Here is a 17,542-nt window from a genome sequence, read left to right as displayed (position 1 = left end):
AACCTTTCCATGCTATGATAAAGGTGAATTTGTCGCACGGAAGGATTGTGAAACTATTGGAATTTAGACCTTGCATTGATTTACACGATGGCAAAGTAAAACAAATTGTTGGCAGCACACTAGGTCATAAAAATCAAGAAGTTATCGAGAACTTTATTTCAAATCATGACTCTAGTTATTATGCAAAAATGTTTGCCCATGATCAATTAACAGGTGGTCACGTCATTATGCTAGGTGATGGAAACGAAGAAGCCGCATTAGCAGCATTAGCAGCATATCCTCAAGGGTTGCAGGTTGGTGGCGGCATCACCACGGAAAATGCAAAAAAGTATATTGATGCGGGAGCTACCCATGTTATTGTCACATCATTTATTTTCTATGATGGCAAGCTCCATTTAGATCGACTAAAGCAACTAGTACAGATTATTGGTAAACAACATCTTGTTATCGATTTAAGCTGCCGTCTGCGCGATGGAAAATGGTTTGTTGTTACTGATAAATGGACAAAGTTTAGTGATTTTGAAGTAAATGCTGAGTCTATTGCATTTATCGAAAATTTCTGTGATGAACTACTTATTCACGCTGTTGATGTGGAAGGAAAAAAAGGTGGTATGCAGGAAAGCTTAGTGCATGATTTAGCCACTTGGACAACAATTCCAACAACATATGCTGGCGGAGTTCGTTCTTTGGACGACTTGAAGAATTTTAAAAAAATCGCAACTGGTAAACTTCATGTTACAATCGGTAGCGCTCTTTCAATTTTCGGTGGAGATTTACCTTATTCAGACGTGGTGAATTATTGCAAAAAAGGCGGGTTATTGTGAAGTTAATATATAAGGATTATGTTTTTCCTTTTCAAGAAACAAATTTAGAACGGATTATAGATGGCAAATATTTTAAGATAAATACAAAAGACAACTCTCTTTCGTTGCATATACAGCTAGATGATGAACAAATGTTACTTGAGTTTTCAAAATCTTTAAAGACAACATGCGGCTTCTTATGTGATCAAGAAATAGAGCCTTATATTGGTATTTATATCGATTTACAAATATTTGTTGATGAATTTAATAAACGATACAACTTAAATGCCGAAATTGTCGTTTAATTACTAAGGGGACTCGACACCCCTTTTTTTATTTTTACAAAATAAATTTATGAAACAAGAATATTATACATAGATTCGGAGCCCTTATTTCTATTTAGTAGCTATTTTTGTTAAGCTAATATTGAATATTAAATAATTTAGTTACTACTAAAAGAAAGGATTTTATGAAGTATGAAAAATGAACTTGAAGCAACTACTATACAAACTTTACAAACAGAATTAACACGCTTCTTTTTAGTCTATAAATTTGCCTTGCAGGAAATTGAAACGAAAATAACTATTTTACAAGAAGAGTTTAAGCTAATCCATGAATATAACCCGATAGAGCATTTATCCACTCGCGTAAAATCACCGAAAAGTATATTATTAAAGGTCAAGAAAAAGAACCTTGAGCCATCTATTGAAGCGATTCGTGAAGATATTCGTGATATTGCAGGTGTTCGAATCACTTGCTCCTTTGTTGAAGATATATATAAAGTGAGTGCGATGCTACAGGCACAAAATGATATTGAAGTTGTGGATGTAAAGGATTATATTGCATATCCAAAGGGAAATGGCTATCAAAGCTTACATCTTATTATAAAAATCCCTATTTTTATGTCCGATCGTATGGAGAAGGTATATGTCGAAATTCAAATTCGTACAATTGCAATGGATTTCTGGGCTAGCCTTGAACATAAAATCTATTATAAATACAACAAAGAAGTACCTGAACATATCCGTTTTGAATTGAAGGAGGCTGCTATTCAAGTAGCTGAGCTGGATCGAAAAATGGAGCGACTTAATAAAGAAATCAATATTTTAAAAGCGAACGAAACAGAATCATCAACTTTAGAAACTACTCCAATTGCACATTTAGCACAATATATATATCAACTACCATTTGATAATCCTTCAGATGATGATGAAGACTAAAATAACTAAGGATGCTGAACTAGTTTCGGCATCCTTTTAGCTTGTAGAAATCCTATTATGTAAATGAATAGTTTTACTCTTCGGCACAACGAGGGGGTGATTTCCGTTCCGGCTGGGCGCTTTGCCGCTGACGCTTCGCTTTCGCGCAGATAAAACATTTGCCGCTGACGCTTCGCTTTCGCACAGAGCAAAGCTTCCTGGGGGCGTCCGATGAGCCGCTTCGCTTCGCTGCAGGGTCTCGGGCCAACACGATGTTGGTCACGAAGGCGTTATCACAGGACGTGATGGTTTTAGCCTTCGTTCCTCTATTACTGATCCCCAAGGAGTCGCCCAGCCTCCACTCCAATCAACCAATTCACCTAGCATGTATTATTTAGCATAGGATGTTATTTATAATAATAATACTTTTGCTGAGGAGTTGTTGATTTTTCACGGAGAGTGGCGACTCCTGCGGGAGAGCTTGCGCTGAAAGCCCCGTAGGAACGTAGTGACGAGGAAATTGAAGCCAAGCCCGCGGAAAGCGCCAACTCGGAGTGAAAATCACCCTTTGTTTATTGATACACTTTAATAAATGTTCTCTTGTAGATAATTTAAAAGGATACCAACATAATTTTGGCATCCTTTCCGTGTTTGTGAGCTTTTAAATTATTTTAGTTAAATCGCTGAGCAATCATATCATAAATATAACGTGCTTGGTCGTATTCTGGCTGTAATGTAAAGGCTTGTTTTAGGTGGTACATAGCATCTTCTGTTTGTTCAGTTGATACCGCATATAGTACACCTAAATTATAATGTGCATCTGCGTTATTCCAGTCCTGTTCGATCAAATAGTCTAATTCCTTTTTACCTTCTTCGAACATTTCTAGCGCACATAGCACGATGGCATATGCTAGACGAATTTGTGCGTCTTCTGGTGCAAGCTCTGAAGCTCGTTGTAAATATGGCAGTGCAAGCTTCGGATTTTCCATTCGCTCAAAACATTTGCCCATCATATAGTACACATCTGCGCCTTCAATTTTATGTTTTAGTGCTTGCTCATAAAGCTTTGCTGCTTCCGCATATCGTTCTGCATTATAATATAAATTTGCTAAACCATAATAAGCAGTTGCCGCCGTTTCATCAACTGTGATTGCTTTTTGAAAAAAACGCTCTGCACGTTCAGTATCCTCTAAGACCGCTAAAAGATTTCCGAAGTTCACATAACCAATTGGGTTTTCAGGCTCTGCTTCAATTGCTTGTGTGAAAAGTTGTGCAGCATCCTCGTAGCGCTTTTCTTGAAACGCTTGAATGCCCTGCTCGTTAAAATCCATTGTTTTTCCTCATCTCTATGTAGCGAAAGACTGCCTAAACTCTATACGCTTTAGGAAAGAGTATGAGCAATCTTTTCGCAAATTAACCTACATATGTTAGTTTTTCATTATTTTTAAAGACTTCGTCGATTGTACCGCCACCTAAACATTCTTCACCGTCGTATAGTACCACAGCTTGTCCAGGTGTAATCGCACGTACTGGCTCAGCAAACGTAATATGTGTACGTCCATCCTCTAAAATTTCCACTTCTACTGGTGTATCTGTTTGACGATAACGGAATTTTGCTGTGCATGAAAATTTCCCGGGCAATTTTTTTGTCGAAGTATAGCTCATTTTCACAGCAGTCAGTGAAGTTGAAAATAGCGAATCATTATTGAAGCCTTGTCCAACTAGTAACACATTACGCTCTAAATCTTTCCCTAACACGAACCAAGGTTCACCGTCGCCACCAATTCCAAGACCATGACGTTGACCAAGGGTATAGTACATTAATCCGTCATGTTGACCCATTACAACACCATCCATTGTCTCCATCTTACCAGGTTGCGCCGGTAAATATTGACTTAAAAATTCTTTGAAATTACGCTCTCCAATAAAGCAAATTCCTGTTGAATCTTTTTTCTTCGCTGTTGCTAACCCAGCTTCCTCCGCAATTTTACGGACTTCTTTTTTCTCAATATGTCCAATTGGGAACATTACATGCGACAATTGTTCCTGTGATAATTGGTTTAAGAAATACGTTTGATCTTTATTATTGTCAATGCCTCGAAGCATTTTAACTTCGCCATCGCTACTACGATCAACTCGAGCATAGTGACCTGTCGCTAAATAATCAGCTCCAAGATCCATCGCATGCTCTAAAAACGCTTTAAATTTAATTTCCTTATTACACATAACATCAGGATTTGGCGTACGTCCTGCTTTATACTCTTCTAAAAAGTATGTGAAAACCTTATCCCAATATTGCTTTTCAAAATTCACTGCATAGTATGGAATCCCGATTTGATTACATACTTTAATCACATCATCATAGTCTTCTGTAGCTGTACAAACGCCATTTTCGTCTGTATCATCCCAGTTTTTCATAAATATCCCGATTACTTCATATCCTTGTTGTTTTAGCAAATATGCAGCAACCGAAGAATCTACCCCACCCGACATGCCGACTACAACACGAATTTGTGAGGGGTCACGTGTTTCTTTCATATTGGTCACCTTTTCTTTTATTCAAATTCCATTAAATGTATATTTTTAACAATTATTTTTTTGCCAGTCTTTTTACAATCGCCGCTGTTTTTTCAGCTGCATGTTGTACATCATCTTCTGTTAAACCTTGACCGAAGCTAAAGCGGATCGAGTTACGTAATTCTTCTGCCTCTTGTCCAAACATCGCAACTAAAACGTGTGATGGGTCAATGGAACCAGCAGTACAAGCAGAACCACTCGATACACAAATACCCGCCATATCAAGATTTACTAGGAATGACTCTACTTCCATACCAGAAAAACTTACATTTAAAACGTGTGGGAGCGTATTGTCTAAATCTCCATTCATATGAAAAGCTAGATTTTCTTTCGTGAAAACATCCAGCATAATTTGCTTAAAGCGATTGTATAGCACGCGCTTTTCTTCTCGCAACTCATTCGCAATTTGCACTGCAGTCGCAAAACCAATCACTGCAGGAACATTTTCAGTACCTGCACGACGTTTTTTCTCGTGTGCTCCCCCTAATGCATAACTAGTGAATGGTGTTCCTGTTTTTTGGTATAGGAAACCAATACCTTTAGGACCATTAATCTTATGTGCTGAAACACTTAGTAAATCAACATGTAGATCAGTAACATTAATTGACTCTAAACCATATGCCTGAACAGCATCTGTATGGAAAATAGCCTTATGTTCACGTAACAAGTCACCAATTTCAGCAATCGGTTGAATCGAACCAACTTCATTATTGCCGTACATAATCGTTACTAAAATTGTATCCTCTCTTAATGCATTTCGCACATCTTCTACAGAAACACGTCCATTCCCATCAACTGGCAAATATGTCACATCAAAGCCATCTCGCTCAAGCTTTTCACAAGTATGTAACACCGCGTGATGTTCAATTTGTGTGGTAATGATATGCTTCCCTTCAGCAGCCCGTGCATAAACAGTGCCAAAAATAGCCGTATTATCCGCCTCTGTTCCACCACTTGTTATAATAATTTCTCCAGGTTCAGCACCAATTGATTGGGCAAGTATTTCACGTGCATTATCTAAATATTTACGTGCCTCTCGACCTATCCCATGAATACTTGATGCATTCCCATAAACCTGTTGCATTGCTGTAGTCATAGCGTCTATTACTTTGTCATTCATTGGTGATGACGCTGCATGATCGAGATAAATATATGAATTCATGTTGAAAACTCCTTTGTACGAAAAGCGCTAAAGACTCATCTCCCTTCCTCAGGATAGAGAGATGTGCTTTAGCCTAATTTTAAATATAGAACATATAGCCTTCCGCTACATTTTCCTCAGTATATTGAGCTAAATCCTCAATCGTCGTTGTATCTAATACATTTTTCACAGCATCACGAATACGGAGCCATAACTCTCGCTGAGGTGCCTCTTCATTTTCAATACCTTCTACAGGTTGAATTGGACCCTCTAACACGCTAATAACATTAGCTGCTGAAATTTCACTTGGTGGATTTGCTAGCATATACCCACCATATGCACCGCGTACACTTTTCACTAAGCCTGAATTACGTAATGGTGACACTAACTGCTCTAAGTATGCCTCAGAAAGATCCTTTTCAGCAGCAATTTTGCGTAGCGGAATAGGTCCTTCTCCATAATGCTTTGCTAATTCAATCATAATCGTTAGACCATAACGGCCCTTTGTAGAAATTTTCATTTTATCACCCTCAAATAGTCTAGTCAAAAATACTACCAACAGTATATCATAATCTCCTCTCGAAGAACTCGGAAATACTCTTGGAAGGTTATGATATACTATTAATTGCGCTTTAGTATAGTTAGGCAAAATATTGTGTAACGCTTCATTCTAAGCACAAAAAATCATTGAAAACAGTTGAAAGGGGGAATTTTTAATGCATAATGAACCACTCGCTTTTCGCATGCGTCCTTTAACCCTTGATGAAATTGTAGGACACCAAGATTTTATCGGTCCTAACACCGCTCTTTATAAAATGATTCAAAATGAACATGTTCCATCCATGCTGCTATACGGTGAGCCAGGTATCGGCAAAACGTCAATAGCGAATGCCATATCAGGAAGCTCGAAGCTCCCCTTTTTCGCACTTAATGCTACTCGTGCTGGTAAAAAGGACGTCGAGGATATTGTACAGGAAGCTAGAATCTCAGGAAAAGTCCTTCTTTTTTTGGATGAGATTCATCGTTTTAATAAATTACAGCAGGATGCTTTGTTGCCACATGTTGAAAACGGCTCCATCGTGTTAATTGGAGCTACAACGGAAAATCCGTACCATGATGTCAATCCCGCTATCCGCTCACGTTGTGGAGAAATATATCAACTAAAACGTTTAACGAAAGAAAATATAATCGAGCTTATAAAAAAAGCACTTTCTGATGAAAGGCGCGGGCTTGGTAAATATCACTTTGTATTAACAGATCATCAAATTAATCAAATTGCTGAAGCAGCTAATGGTGACGCACGGAAGGCATTAACTTTGCTTGAATCAATTTATTATGCTAGTGATGAAGTAGACGGTCAAACAATCGCTGCTGATCATATCATTGAGCATCTTGTAGGCAGAATTGGCGTTTATGGTGATAAAAAAGGATCCAATTTTTATAATTTGCTATCTGCATTACAAAAATCAGTTCGTGGAAGTGATACGAATGCAGCAATGTATTATTTAGCTCATTTATTGGAAACAGGTGATTTAGTAGCTGTTAGTCGACGCTTACTTGTCATGGCTTATGAAGATATAGGCCTTGCCAACCCTGAAGTAGGACCGCATATGCTTGCGGCTGTGCAAGCGGCAGAGCGTTTAGGGCTACCAGAGGCGCGTATTCCGCTTGCAAGTGCTGTTATTGAAATGTGCCTTGCATCCAAATCTAATTCTGCAATTGGTGCGATTGATGCCGCCATTGCCAGCATTCATGCGGGAAAAACAGGCGATATTCCACATCATCTACGCGATGCTCACTATGAAGGGGCAAAAGATTTAGGTCATGTAGGCTATCAATATCCCCACAATAGCCCTATCGGAACATTTGGTGGATGGGTAGACCAGCAATATTTACCGGATGAGCTTGTAGGCACAGAATATTATAAACCTGTTATTGCGGGTGAAGAAAAACGAATGGCAGGAATCTATGAAAAGCTTAAATCTTTTCATAAGGATAAAAAGTAATAAGGTTACTGAAAAACATATAATAATGTTTTTCATGAAAATAGGGCACTTCAATCGCACTTCAATTTTAACAAGAAGCGCCTTATTTTTTATCTTATTACTTTCTCTAAAAAAACAGGACAGACTGCTAAACAATCATCCTGTAAAGATTGCCTTATTTGTTGTATAGCGTGTTTTGTAAAATTGGTTAAATGCATCTTCTACATTTTTCATCGTTGGCAGTCTCGTCGTTTCTTTCTCCTCTTTGTCCTTTTCGATATCATGTAAATAATGAAGAAAATTGTAGGTTTGATAAAGTAGACTAGCAAATTCCTGGGTGTTCTCCCGTACTTCAGAACGTATTGCTTTTACAGCAATTGCTTGACCAATTGATTGCTCTCTTGATGGAGAGGATTGATCATCTATATTATCATCAGTTGTTCTATATAATAATTTTAATGACTCATAAACTTCCTTGTTATCACTAAAACGTTCCTTTATCCACCGTAAGACAAATTGTAATAGGACAATGGCATAAATAAGTGACAAACACTCATCTCCAAAAGATTTTTTCGACAAACGTTTAAAGGAATCGTCTTGTGTCACAAGTTCGAATATGATTAAACGAATTGGATACAGGAGCGCATGTCCACTGTTGATATATAATTTTTCTCGATCTTTATACATAGCGAACCAGAAATCCCTTACTAATGAGATAGATTTTCTTGTCGAGAGGGCTAATTGGCATTGGGTAAGCTCATGTTCAGGTGTTTCTTGTATTAACTGTCGAAATAGAAGTTCCCCATCCTCACTTACTAATAAGAGCGGTTTTTCTAATTTCGCCAAATCGATTTCGATACCGTTTACTAACATTGAACGGCCCCTTTCCTATAAATTCATACAGCATGGAATAAACCTTCATCACCACCATAACGTATGGTTAATTTCCGTTACTATTGATACTGAGCCATAAAGCTTGCAAATAGATTTGCAATTTTTAACTATATTTCGACAAAAATTTATAAATACCTTTTAAGAAAAAAGTCCTTTTTTTATTTTCGCACAACAAAATTTTAACACTACAATAACGGACTTCACGGTCTTCTCACTATAATCTATTAACATTCACAAAAAAATCTGCAATACTTTAAGAACTTGAAACCCAATCACCCTCACAAAGCAGAGTACTGTAAGGATTGGTGGATCAACCTCAAAAAGTAAGCAGATTCTAGTTGTTATATTATTTTAAAAAAATGATTCAATCACTCTTAAATTATTTCGTCATTTCATTATCAACAAATACTTTAAATTGTTGTAAGCATTGTTTGATTGAACCTTTTTGTTCAAGCACCGCATTTCGTAATGATGATGTTTTCTCTTCATCCCCTACTACTTCACGATAAAGTGCAAAAATTGCTGCTAATAATTGTTCATTCTCTTCCTGGTCAATGCTAGGTAAAGAATAGGCAGCAATCGTTAATAATTGCTCAACTTTTTCGGGTGTTTTTTGTAACTCATTGGTTGAATAATACGTTGATGCCGCTAAAAAGTAACACAGCTTTGCACAGCAATCTATAAACAAATGCCAATATGTATTGGCACTTGGTAATTCACCCGCTCTATTGTCTAAATACTCTTTATAAAATGTTGTAGCCTGTGTATATAAAGGATTTAGTTCCCTCATAGCCTTTGGATAATTATTAGATGTATCCAAATAGTCAAATACAATATCATTCATTTTCTCTTGAAGTTTTACAATGTCTAAATGATCACGAATTACTTGAATTTCCATTTTCCCACTCTCCCATGTTGTCATTTGTTTTCTAAACGTCATTCCTACTCCCCTAGGCAGTCCTGCACATCCAAACAAACTTTTTTATTATCTATTGGAATTATTAAAATTATAGCAATAAACCAAATAAAGAAGTGGGTACATGAAAAAAATAAGGCAATTTAGTGAATTAATAGCATTTTTAGCACCTTATGCGAACAATTTTGGTAGAATTATATTCTTTGTACATAATCAGCAAATAAAGATTGCTCTTTCGTTCGATCAACTATTTCTATAATACTTCCTTGAGCATATTTTTTTATTCTTTTTTGTGGCATATAAAAATAGGCAGTATTTGTAATTAACCACTCGCTAAGCGTTAATTCATTACCTGGCTGTTGATTTGTCAATATACGTTTATGTCGAAGTATATCCGCCATTTTATAAAAACCATCTGATAGCTCGTAGGCCGAAACATCAAAATTAAAAATAGGGCTAACAACTTGTCCAACATCAAAAATGTGAATTGTTTGCCCTTCTTCATCAATAGCTAATTCTACTGTACTAATTTCATCGAATAGATTTAAGCCTCTATATTCCATTTGATAGATTTGCTCCATAATAAAACGCCTCCTTTTGTAGGTTCTACAGCAAATGTTGGAGGAGTCGTAATATAAAGCCGTCCAAACATCTCAAATTGTATAGATACCCTAGCAAATATCGTAGATCCCTTTTTTTACAACGCTCCTATTGTAGCATAGAAAAAGCAGCTGTCTTCAATTGAGACAGCTACTTCCATAAAATGGCCAATCACCATTACTAAGGGTGATTTCGTTCCACTTTTATTTTATCGAGAAATTATTTGAGTTTATCGATGGATATTGTTAATTTATCGATGAAAGTTTTGAATTTATCGACTAACTTTTTATATTTATCGACATAACAGATATTTCAAAGTTGTTTTAATCTTGTACACGTGTAATTTTTACATCTTTTAAGATTGTATTCACTACCCAGCTGGCAGCGATTAAGCCTGCCACTGAAGGAACAAAGGCATTGGAAGATGGAGGCATTTTTGCTTTACGGATAGCCGCATCCGGTTTTCCTACATGCTCTACAACATCTGGACGAACAACAATAGGACTCTCATCTGAGAACACAACCGTTACTCCTTTATGAATACCATCCTTACGTAATTTTGTACGGATTACTTTAGCCAATGGATCTGTGTGCGTTTTAGAAATATCTGCAATTTTGAAACGAGTTGGATCCATTTTATTGGCTGCACCCATGCTAGATATCATTGGAATTTTACGCTTTAAACATTCCTTCATAATATGAATTTTATACATCACTGTATCACTTGCATCAATGACATAATCTATGCCTTGCGCGAAAAATTCCTCATATGTTTCCTCTGTATAAAACATATGCATATCGATTACTTCACATTCTGGATTAATATCAGCAATACGCTCTTTCATGACACCTGACTTAGATTGTCCGACCGTTGAAAGATAGGCAACTAATTGACGATTAACATTCGTAATATCAACATTATCCTTATCTACCAAAATAATGCGGCCAATACCACTTCGCGCACATGCCTCAGCTGCAAATGAACCTACACCACCTACACCAAGAATGGCTACCGTTGTATTTTTTAATTTTTCGAGTCCCTCTGTTCCTATTGCGAGCTCGTTACGTGAAAATTGATGTAACATCCTTACACTCTCCGTCTATTGAATTTTTTATTAGTAAACCTAGTCAAATAGTAAGAAAATCAAAACTATATTATATTTTATCACGTTATTTATCAAGTGAAAATTATAACATGTAATCCTAACAAAATACTTTAGTCTCTAAAAAGCCGATTTCGAAATCTAGGAATGGCAGGAAAATTATTATTTCTTATTTTTAAAAACCTTCCTCGCGATTGCAATAAATTCTTTAACTGCAGGTGGAGCATCATCTACAGAGGGACAAGCTAATGATACATTACGCCAATTCGTTATACTCAAGCTTCCAATTTGTAAATGTTGCTGAGTTTTTAAAAACAATTCAGGACCAATAGTAACACCGAGCCCCTCCTGTACCATATTAGCTATTGTATTACAATCATGTACTTCAAAACGAATAGCAGGTTTTATATTTCCTAATTCAAATAACTCCTGAATATGCCATTGATACATACCAGTAGGCATAATAAAAGGTTCATTTTGTAACTCCTGAATATTTACAATTTCATGATGACTAAATCTATGATTCAAAGGAAATGCCACAACCATTTCATCCTTGATAAGTGGAATTATTTCAAATGTTGCGTTTGAGCCTGTTTCAACCACAAAGCCAATATCTACAATTCCAGTATGTAACCATTCGGTAATTTCTTCATAAGAACCCTCATAAAATTTGAATTCTATCTTTGAATATTTTTTCTGAAATTCAGAAAGTATTCTGGGTAATAAACATGAAGAAGCACTCGCAAAAGTACCTAAACGAATTGTACCTATTTCTAAATCTTTCGTTAAGGCAATTTCTTGATTAATATTCTCCATTCGTTTTAATATTTCCCTAATATGAACAAGTGTTTTTTGACCTATTTCAGTAAGCGTAATCCCCTTTCTTCGATCACGATTAATTAAAATAACTCCCCATTCTGTTTCTAGACTAGCGATGGCATGACTTACAGCAGATTGCGTCATATTTAATTGCTCAGAGGCTTTCGTAAAGCTCTCTAACTCAGCAATTTTACTAAATATTTCAAAACGAGTGATTGTCATGAGTATTTACTCATCTCCTTAATGAAAAACATCAATTTTACTCATAGTAGCATGTTAGATAAAATGATAACAAGTTTTTAAAAGGAGTGAAAATATTGAAACAATATGTCATCTATTTATTAGCATTAGGTGCCTTTTTAACAGGTACTGCTGAATTTGTTGTATCAGGAACATTAGAAATAATTTCCTCAGATTTAAATGTATCTATTGCAATTGCTGGTCAACTAATAACCATGTATTCCTTATCCTATGCTATAGGGGCACTTATTTTAGTAATAGTCACATCAAATTTTGCTAGAAAAAAAGTACTAATCTATTCCTTGATTACTTTTTTAATTGGAAATATCCTTGCTTTTTTCAGCTTTAATTATGCTCTCTTAATGCTATCCCGTGTAGTGCTAGCAATGAGTGGAGGCTTATTTATTGTTGTAGCTACAAACTACGCTTCCTACCTTGCTAAGCCTGGAAAGCGAGGCAGTGCAATGGCAACGGTAATTACAGGGTTCACAATTTCGTTAGCACTTGGAGTACCAATTGGTACATTCATTGCAGCATATATAGATTGGCATAACATTTTCCTTATTATAGGAGGTATAACGCTACTTACTATTATTTTACTTTCTAAATATTTACCTAAATTAGATGGGGCAACGCCAATGCCCATTAAAGAACAATTACTACTTTTAAAAGATAAGCGCTTACTTAGTGGGCTATTTATAACCGTATTTTGGATTCTCGGTTATACATTTGTTTTTGCTTATATTTCTCCTATTTTAAGCTCATATGCAGGATTTTCTATAGAAATAATAAGTATATCTCTTCTAATTCTAGGTATTTTTGCGTTTTTCGGTTCTCGTTTTGGCGGGTATGCCGTCGACAAGTGGGGTTCTTCTCGTACGATATATTTAAGCCTTGCCATACATTCCTTAGCTTTATTTGTTTTAACATTTACTATTTTCTCAACAATAGGAGCGTTCATGACAATTATCATTTGGGCAACTGCAGCATGGACAACTACCCCGGCTAAACAATATTATCTGACTTCTTTAAAGCCAAAATCCTCAGAAATTATTATAAGTTTCGACACAGCCATCATGAATATTGGTATGACTTTAGGAGCTGGATTAGGTGGATTGATAATAGAATATTCAAGTGTTTTCAATTTAATATGGCTTGGAGGCTTAATGGTATTAGTGGCATTAATAGTGGCTGCTTATTCATTTAAACTTAATAAAGACAAACTAATACTAGATTAATTAAAATAACAACATAAATCCATTCTGATATTTTTCAAAATGGATTTATGTTCTAGGTTTCTATATTTCAAATAGAATTCGTTATTTCCACCGTTCATAATTTCTCTGGAAATCCCCTACAAACTCTGAAGCAATTTGAATATTTATTTGCTTGAAAGCTGCAATTACCGCCCCGCCGATTGGTTGTAAAACTGGTGCCATAAATTGCAATGGTATCTCGTCAGCCTGTGCGAATTGCTGTAATTTCGGTACAAAATATGTTTCATTATTAAAAACGCCACCCACTAATACAACAGGTACTTTCCCTTCCTCCCAAGTCATATGAGCGTAACATGCTTTAATCGCCACATAATATTTCTTACTTGCATCCTCAATGATTTTAATAGCAACAGGATCACCTTCTTCTGCCACGTCAAAAACATATTTACTTAACGGTGCAATCACTGTCCGAGGATGCTCTTCTCCATATATGCGCTCTATTAATTGTGGTACATTTTCTACAGAAAAATAACGTAATACTACATCTGTCAATGCTGTTGGGTCTCCTCGCCCATCATAGCTTTGAAAAATAGCCTTCAGCACTTGAACACCTAAATCATAGCCACTGCCTTCATCATCAAAAAGATAACCCCAGCCGCCAACTCTATGAAAATGTTGCTCACGATCGTAGCCCATCGTAATAGCGCCTGTCCCTGCAATTTGCACAATACCAGCCTGCCCAAGTGTGCCTGCATAAAGTGCAATTAGAGCATCATTATCAACAATCACAGGTGCTGTTTTAGGAACGTATTGACGTACTATCGCTTCTACAACTTCCTCTGCCTGTAGCTCCTTGACACCAGCCATGCCAGCAAAACAACTATCTATTGCTGCAAATACTTGCGAATTCTGTTGCTGTAAATTTTGTAGTATATCATGAATCGTTGACCTAAAATATTGAATACCCATAGCTGTTGGGTTACTGCGAGTCGTTACTACTTTAGCATAAACATTGCCCAGTTCATCACAAATCACTGCTGACGTTTTCGTTCCCCCACCGTCAATCGCTAATACATACATATCTTTACTCCTTTCATCTAGATTTTGCCTTAGCTTGGCTGTCGCTATAGCAATCACTTGGAGCTGCCGCTTCGCTTTCGCTCAGAAAATATCTGCTTACTAAAGATAAAAAAGGGATTAAGCACTATCTACTAATGGCTTAATCCCTTCTTCTGTAATCATTTCGTAAAGCCAAATGATGCCCAAGGCTGAATATGTGCTAATAAAAATTGCTCTTCTTCTACTACTCTTGCCACAACATTTGTTGATCCGGCATTCGGCATCTCCTTTAAAACAATTTGGAGCTCACCTTTATAACGTACATCTAAATTATTATCGATTGTCACATCGCCCAATGTTAATGGGTGGCTATCATGTACAGGGAAGTCACCATTTTTATATTTAACACGAGATTGCGTACTACGGATCACATAATCCGAAACATCGCCACGATTAAAATGTGGCTCCTTAAAAAGGATGGCTTCTTCTAAAATAGACGTTTCAATAGACTGCTCAACTTTCAGCTCTAGCTTATGGCGATTTAATTGACCTAACGCACGTATTTCTTCCTCAGAAGCATACATATTGCCGATAATGCAATCATCTATTAAACCAGTGTGCCATAAATCCTTCGCTTGTACTGTAATTGGCAGATGACGATGCTCTTCTAATGTTGGTAAGCCATGCTCGGTTTCTTCCCAAGGTCCAAACATAGCATGCTGAGATGAAATCATGGCTGCTGTTCGAATATGATTTGCTTTAAATTGTTGAGATGTTTGTAAAAAATGTTGACGTGATAAACCTGTGAAACGTCTCGGATAAAAATTATGGCAGCCAATAATATTATCTTTATTCGGTTGATAGGATAATATATTTTCTACATATTTAGTACCGTTACTAATATTTAATTCTATTTTTAAATTACTTGCATCGAGCGACATAAACGCTTCTTCCTGACCAGAAAAGCCCATATCTAAGCGCAATGCCGCTAAATGATAATGCTCCTTAAAGTAACCGATATCTTTATACGTTAAGTCTAAATCTTCAAAAACAGCTGGGGCAATATCAGCTGAAATTTCAAAGCCAAGCTGCTGCGCAAATTTATTGATTTGTTGTAATTTTTGTCGTTCCTGATCGTTATTTAATGACATAAGACATGTAAATATTCGATCAAAACCATTGTCATGAGCGAGCTGAACATATCGCTTCATATCGTCTAGTGTACTATGCTGAGGATATAGTGAAATCCCTAATCTTTTCAATTTAAATACCTCCGTTAGCTCACAATTACACTTCTACTTTTTGACTCTCTAATTTTGTAACATGCTGATCTTTTTGAGACTCTGCTTCAGCAGCCCGTAGTTCATTCTGCTTTGCCATGCGGTTTGCCATTGAAATGAACGGTAAATAAATACATACTGCGACGATCAGTAAAACAAGACTAAGTACAGCTCCTTGCCAAGATTGAGTCGCTAAGAATCCATTAATAACCGGTGGCGTTGTCCATGGTGGTGAAACAGTAGCTGCTGGCACAAAGCCCCACTTCGTTGCAAAGAAAGCAATTGTTACGTTCACCATTGGTGTCAAAATAAACGGTACAAATAACACTGGGTTTAACACGATTGGAAGACCGAAAAGTAACGGTTCATTAATATTAAAAAGCCCTGGTGCCGCCGACAATTTCCCGACGGTATTATATTGTTTATTCTTTCTAGCAAAAAGGAAAATAGCAATAATAAGTGCTATTGTTGTCCCGGAACCCCCCATATTGATGAAGGCATCAAAGAATGGTTTATTTACGATGTATGGCGCTACTTCACCAGATGAAATCGCTCTTACATTCGCTTCAATAGCTGGTAAATTTATCGTTTGCATAAATGGTTCGATAATGTTAGCACCATGAACACCTAATGTCCATAAAAACGTAGGAATGAATGCTAAAAGTAAAGCCGCAATCCATGAATTCGTTAAGCCCATAAACGGCTCTTGGATTGCTGAGTAGAATGAACCGACAATATCAGGAATATCAAAGCCTGCCGAAATAATTGTACGAACTAGAGCAAATAAACCAATTGTAATAATAGCAGGTAATAATGCGGCGAAAGATTTTGAAACAGCCGGTGGTACTCCATTCGGCATTTTAATTAACAGCTTAGGATTGCCAGTCAATTTACAAAATAATTCAGTTGACAGCAACGCAATAATAATGGCAATAAATATACCACCTGTACCTGTCGTTAACCCTGTTAATCCACCTTCACCAAAGGTACCAAACGTCAAATAAGTTGAAAAGCTGATTACACCGGCAGAAAGTCCGTCCTTGTCGTAACTTTTCGCAAGATTGTAAGCAATTGTAAAGGCTAATAACAGAGAGATGATTCCAAATGTTGCTCCCCAAACATTGCCGCCCCACTGTGTCCAAGTTTCATGCTTCCAGATGGCATCGAGCGCATTTTGATAGAATTTGATAGGCAAACTATTAACAAGAACCGCAAATGTCCCAACAATTGTCAATGGCATGATTGTAATAAATCCATCTCGAATGGCAACTAAATGACGCTGATTCCCTACTCTAGCTGCGACTGGCACAAATTTTTCTTCTAAAAAACGGAACATTTCACACACTCCCTTTACTTTTTATTGTGACATCAAGGCTTGATGCTATTCCCCTTTGATTCGTTCATACAACTCAATCATTTCAGTTGCTAAATCACGAAACGTAATGGCATTCATTAAATGATCCTGCGCGTGAATTAACAGCATTGACACTTCAACTTTTTCTCCCCTTGCTTCTTGTGAAAGTAGAGCCGTCTGAGAATGATGCGCTTCAATCAATGCATCGTTAGCTAACTGTATTTTTTCCTTCGCTTCCTGAATCTGACCATTTTTCGCTAGCTGGATAGCCTCCATACATTCACTTCTCGTATTACCACTGTGCACAATCAGTCCCATAATAGATTCCATCAAAACTGTTTCTTCCATTGTCGCT

18 protein-coding genes are annotated in these 17,542 nt (G+C 36.8%); 5 read left to right on the top strand and 13 right to left on the bottom strand.

The window, feature by feature from the left end; translation table 11 throughout:
• Nucleotides 1–56 precede the first annotated feature (56 nt).
• The 3 genes from hisA to ACMZ42_RS08535 all read left to right on the top strand — a co-directional run bounded on the left by hisA (nucleotide 57) and on the right by ACMZ42_RS08535 (nucleotide 2,023).
• On the top strand, nucleotides 57–824 hold the full coding sequence (gene hisA, locus ACMZ42_RS08545) for a phosphoribosylformimino-5-aminoimidazole carboxamide ribotide isomerase (protein WP_415731168.1): 768 nt from the start codon (nucleotides 57–59) through the stop codon (nucleotides 822–824).
• Entirely contained in the window at nucleotides 821–1,108 is a 288-nt protein-coding gene (locus tag ACMZ42_RS08540; RefSeq protein ID WP_415731167.1) for a hypothetical protein, read from the top strand. Before hisA ends, ACMZ42_RS08540 begins: the two co-directional genes overlap by 4 nt.
• A 171-nt stretch (nucleotides 1,109–1,279) precedes the next feature.
• The gene (locus tag ACMZ42_RS08535) at nucleotides 1,280–2,023 is read left to right on the top strand and encodes a GTP pyrophosphokinase (RefSeq protein WP_415731166.1); all 744 of its coding nucleotides are present in this window, start codon (nucleotides 1,280–1,282) and stop codon (nucleotides 2,021–2,023) included.
• 650 nt (nucleotides 2,024–2,673) lie between these two features.
• Here the strand turns inward: ACMZ42_RS08535 and ACMZ42_RS08530 are convergent.
• The 4 genes from ACMZ42_RS08530 to cymR all read right to left on the bottom strand — a co-directional run bounded on the left by ACMZ42_RS08530 (nucleotide 2,674) and on the right by cymR (nucleotide 6,240).
• Nucleotides 2,674–3,333 carry a tetratricopeptide repeat protein gene (locus tag ACMZ42_RS08530; protein WP_415731165.1) on the bottom strand — a complete coding sequence of 220 codons (660 nt, stop codon included), beginning with the start codon at nucleotides 3,331–3,333 and terminating at the stop codon, nucleotides 2,674–2,676.
• An 82-nt stretch (nucleotides 3,334–3,415) separates the two neighbouring features.
• Complete coding sequence (mnmA, locus tag ACMZ42_RS08525) at nucleotides 3,416–4,540, bottom strand: tRNA 2-thiouridine(34) synthase MnmA (protein ID WP_370075376.1); 1,125 nt, start codon at nucleotides 4,538–4,540, stop codon at nucleotides 3,416–3,418.
• A 52-nt stretch (nucleotides 4,541–4,592) separates the two neighbouring features.
• Complete coding sequence (locus ACMZ42_RS08520; RefSeq protein WP_402870286.1) at nucleotides 4,593–5,741, bottom strand: cysteine desulfurase family protein; 1,149 nt, start codon at nucleotides 5,739–5,741, stop codon at nucleotides 4,593–4,595.
• A 79-nt stretch (nucleotides 5,742–5,820) separates the two neighbouring features.
• On the bottom strand, nucleotides 5,821–6,240 hold the full coding sequence (cymR, locus tag ACMZ42_RS08515; RefSeq protein ID WP_132356936.1) for a cysteine metabolism transcriptional regulator CymR: 420 nt from the start codon (nucleotides 6,238–6,240) through the stop codon (nucleotides 5,821–5,823).
• 196 nt (nucleotides 6,241–6,436) lie between these two features.
• On the opposite strand from cymR, the gene ACMZ42_RS08510 reads away from it, so the two are divergent.
• Nucleotides 6,437–7,726 carry a replication-associated recombination protein A gene (locus ACMZ42_RS08510; RefSeq protein WP_370075378.1) on the top strand — a complete coding sequence of 430 codons (1,290 nt, stop codon included), beginning with the start codon at nucleotides 6,437–6,439 and terminating at the stop codon, nucleotides 7,724–7,726.
• Between the two features lie 135 nt (nucleotides 7,727–7,861).
• Here ACMZ42_RS08510 and ACMZ42_RS08505 read toward each other — a convergent pair whose 3' ends face one another.
• From ACMZ42_RS08505 to ACMZ42_RS08485, 5 genes are all read right to left on the bottom strand, one after another.
• On the bottom strand, nucleotides 7,862–8,578 hold the full coding sequence (locus tag ACMZ42_RS08505; RefSeq protein WP_415731164.1) for a hypothetical protein: 717 nt from the start codon (nucleotides 8,576–8,578) through the stop codon (nucleotides 7,862–7,864).
• Nucleotides 8,579–8,978: 400 nt separating this feature from the next.
• The gene (locus ACMZ42_RS08500) at nucleotides 8,979–9,539 is read right to left on the bottom strand and encodes a hypothetical protein (protein ID WP_415731163.1); all 561 of its coding nucleotides are present in this window, start codon (nucleotides 9,537–9,539) and stop codon (nucleotides 8,979–8,981) included.
• Nucleotides 9,540–9,709: 170 nt separating this feature from the next.
• A complete protein-coding gene (locus ACMZ42_RS08495; protein ID WP_415731162.1) occupies nucleotides 9,710–10,096 on the bottom strand; it encodes a hypothetical protein in 387 nt (128 codons plus the stop codon).
• 342 nt (nucleotides 10,097–10,438) lie between these two features.
• Nucleotides 10,439–11,200: a ThiF family adenylyltransferase gene (locus ACMZ42_RS08490; protein ID WP_415731161.1), complete on the bottom strand. Its 762-nt coding sequence runs from the start codon at nucleotides 11,198–11,200 to the stop codon at nucleotides 10,439–10,441.
• 180 nt (nucleotides 11,201–11,380) lie between these two features.
• Nucleotides 11,381–12,259, bottom strand: a complete 879-nt coding sequence (locus ACMZ42_RS08485) for a LysR family transcriptional regulator (RefSeq protein WP_415731160.1) — start codon at nucleotides 12,257–12,259, stop codon at nucleotides 11,381–11,383.
• A 95-nt stretch (nucleotides 12,260–12,354) separates the two neighbouring features.
• Here ACMZ42_RS08485 and ACMZ42_RS08480 point away from each other — a divergent pair, with 95 nt between their 5' ends.
• The gene (locus ACMZ42_RS08480; RefSeq protein WP_415731159.1) at nucleotides 12,355–13,515 is read left to right on the top strand and encodes an MFS transporter; all 1,161 of its coding nucleotides are present in this window, start codon (nucleotides 12,355–12,357) and stop codon (nucleotides 13,513–13,515) included.
• Nucleotides 13,516–13,596: 81 nt separating this feature from the next.
• Here the strand turns inward: ACMZ42_RS08480 and ACMZ42_RS08475 are convergent, their stop codons facing one another.
• The 4 genes from ACMZ42_RS08475 to ACMZ42_RS08460 all read right to left on the bottom strand — a co-directional run bounded on the left by ACMZ42_RS08475 (nucleotide 13,597) and on the right by ACMZ42_RS08460 (nucleotide 17,535).
• Complete coding sequence (locus tag ACMZ42_RS08475) at nucleotides 13,597–14,574, bottom strand: N-acetylglucosamine kinase (protein ID WP_415731158.1); 978 nt, start codon at nucleotides 14,572–14,574, stop codon at nucleotides 13,597–13,599.
• Nucleotides 14,575–14,732: 158 nt separating this feature from the next.
• A complete protein-coding gene (locus ACMZ42_RS08470; RefSeq protein WP_415731157.1) occupies nucleotides 14,733–15,815 on the bottom strand; it encodes a DUF871 domain-containing protein in 1,083 nt (360 codons plus the stop codon).
• Between the two features lie 25 nt (nucleotides 15,816–15,840).
• A complete protein-coding gene (locus ACMZ42_RS08465; RefSeq protein WP_415731156.1) occupies nucleotides 15,841–17,169 on the bottom strand; it encodes a PTS sugar transporter subunit IIC in 1,329 nt (442 codons plus the stop codon).
• A gap of 45 nt (nucleotides 17,170–17,214) precedes the next feature.
• Nucleotides 17,215–17,535 carry a PTS lactose/cellobiose transporter subunit IIA gene (locus ACMZ42_RS08460; protein WP_049667708.1) on the bottom strand — a complete coding sequence of 107 codons (321 nt, stop codon included), beginning with the start codon at nucleotides 17,533–17,535 and terminating at the stop codon, nucleotides 17,215–17,217.
• Nucleotides 17,536–17,542: the final 7 nt, after the last annotated feature.

The organism is Lysinibacillus sp. NPDC056185 (assembly GCF_047737915.1).
In the GTDB taxonomy this organism is placed as follows: Bacteria; Bacillota; Bacilli; order Bacillales_A; family Planococcaceae; genus Lysinibacillus.
The sequence above is the reverse complement of the archived record's forward strand: the minus strand, read 5'-3'. Positions and strand labels throughout refer to the sequence as shown.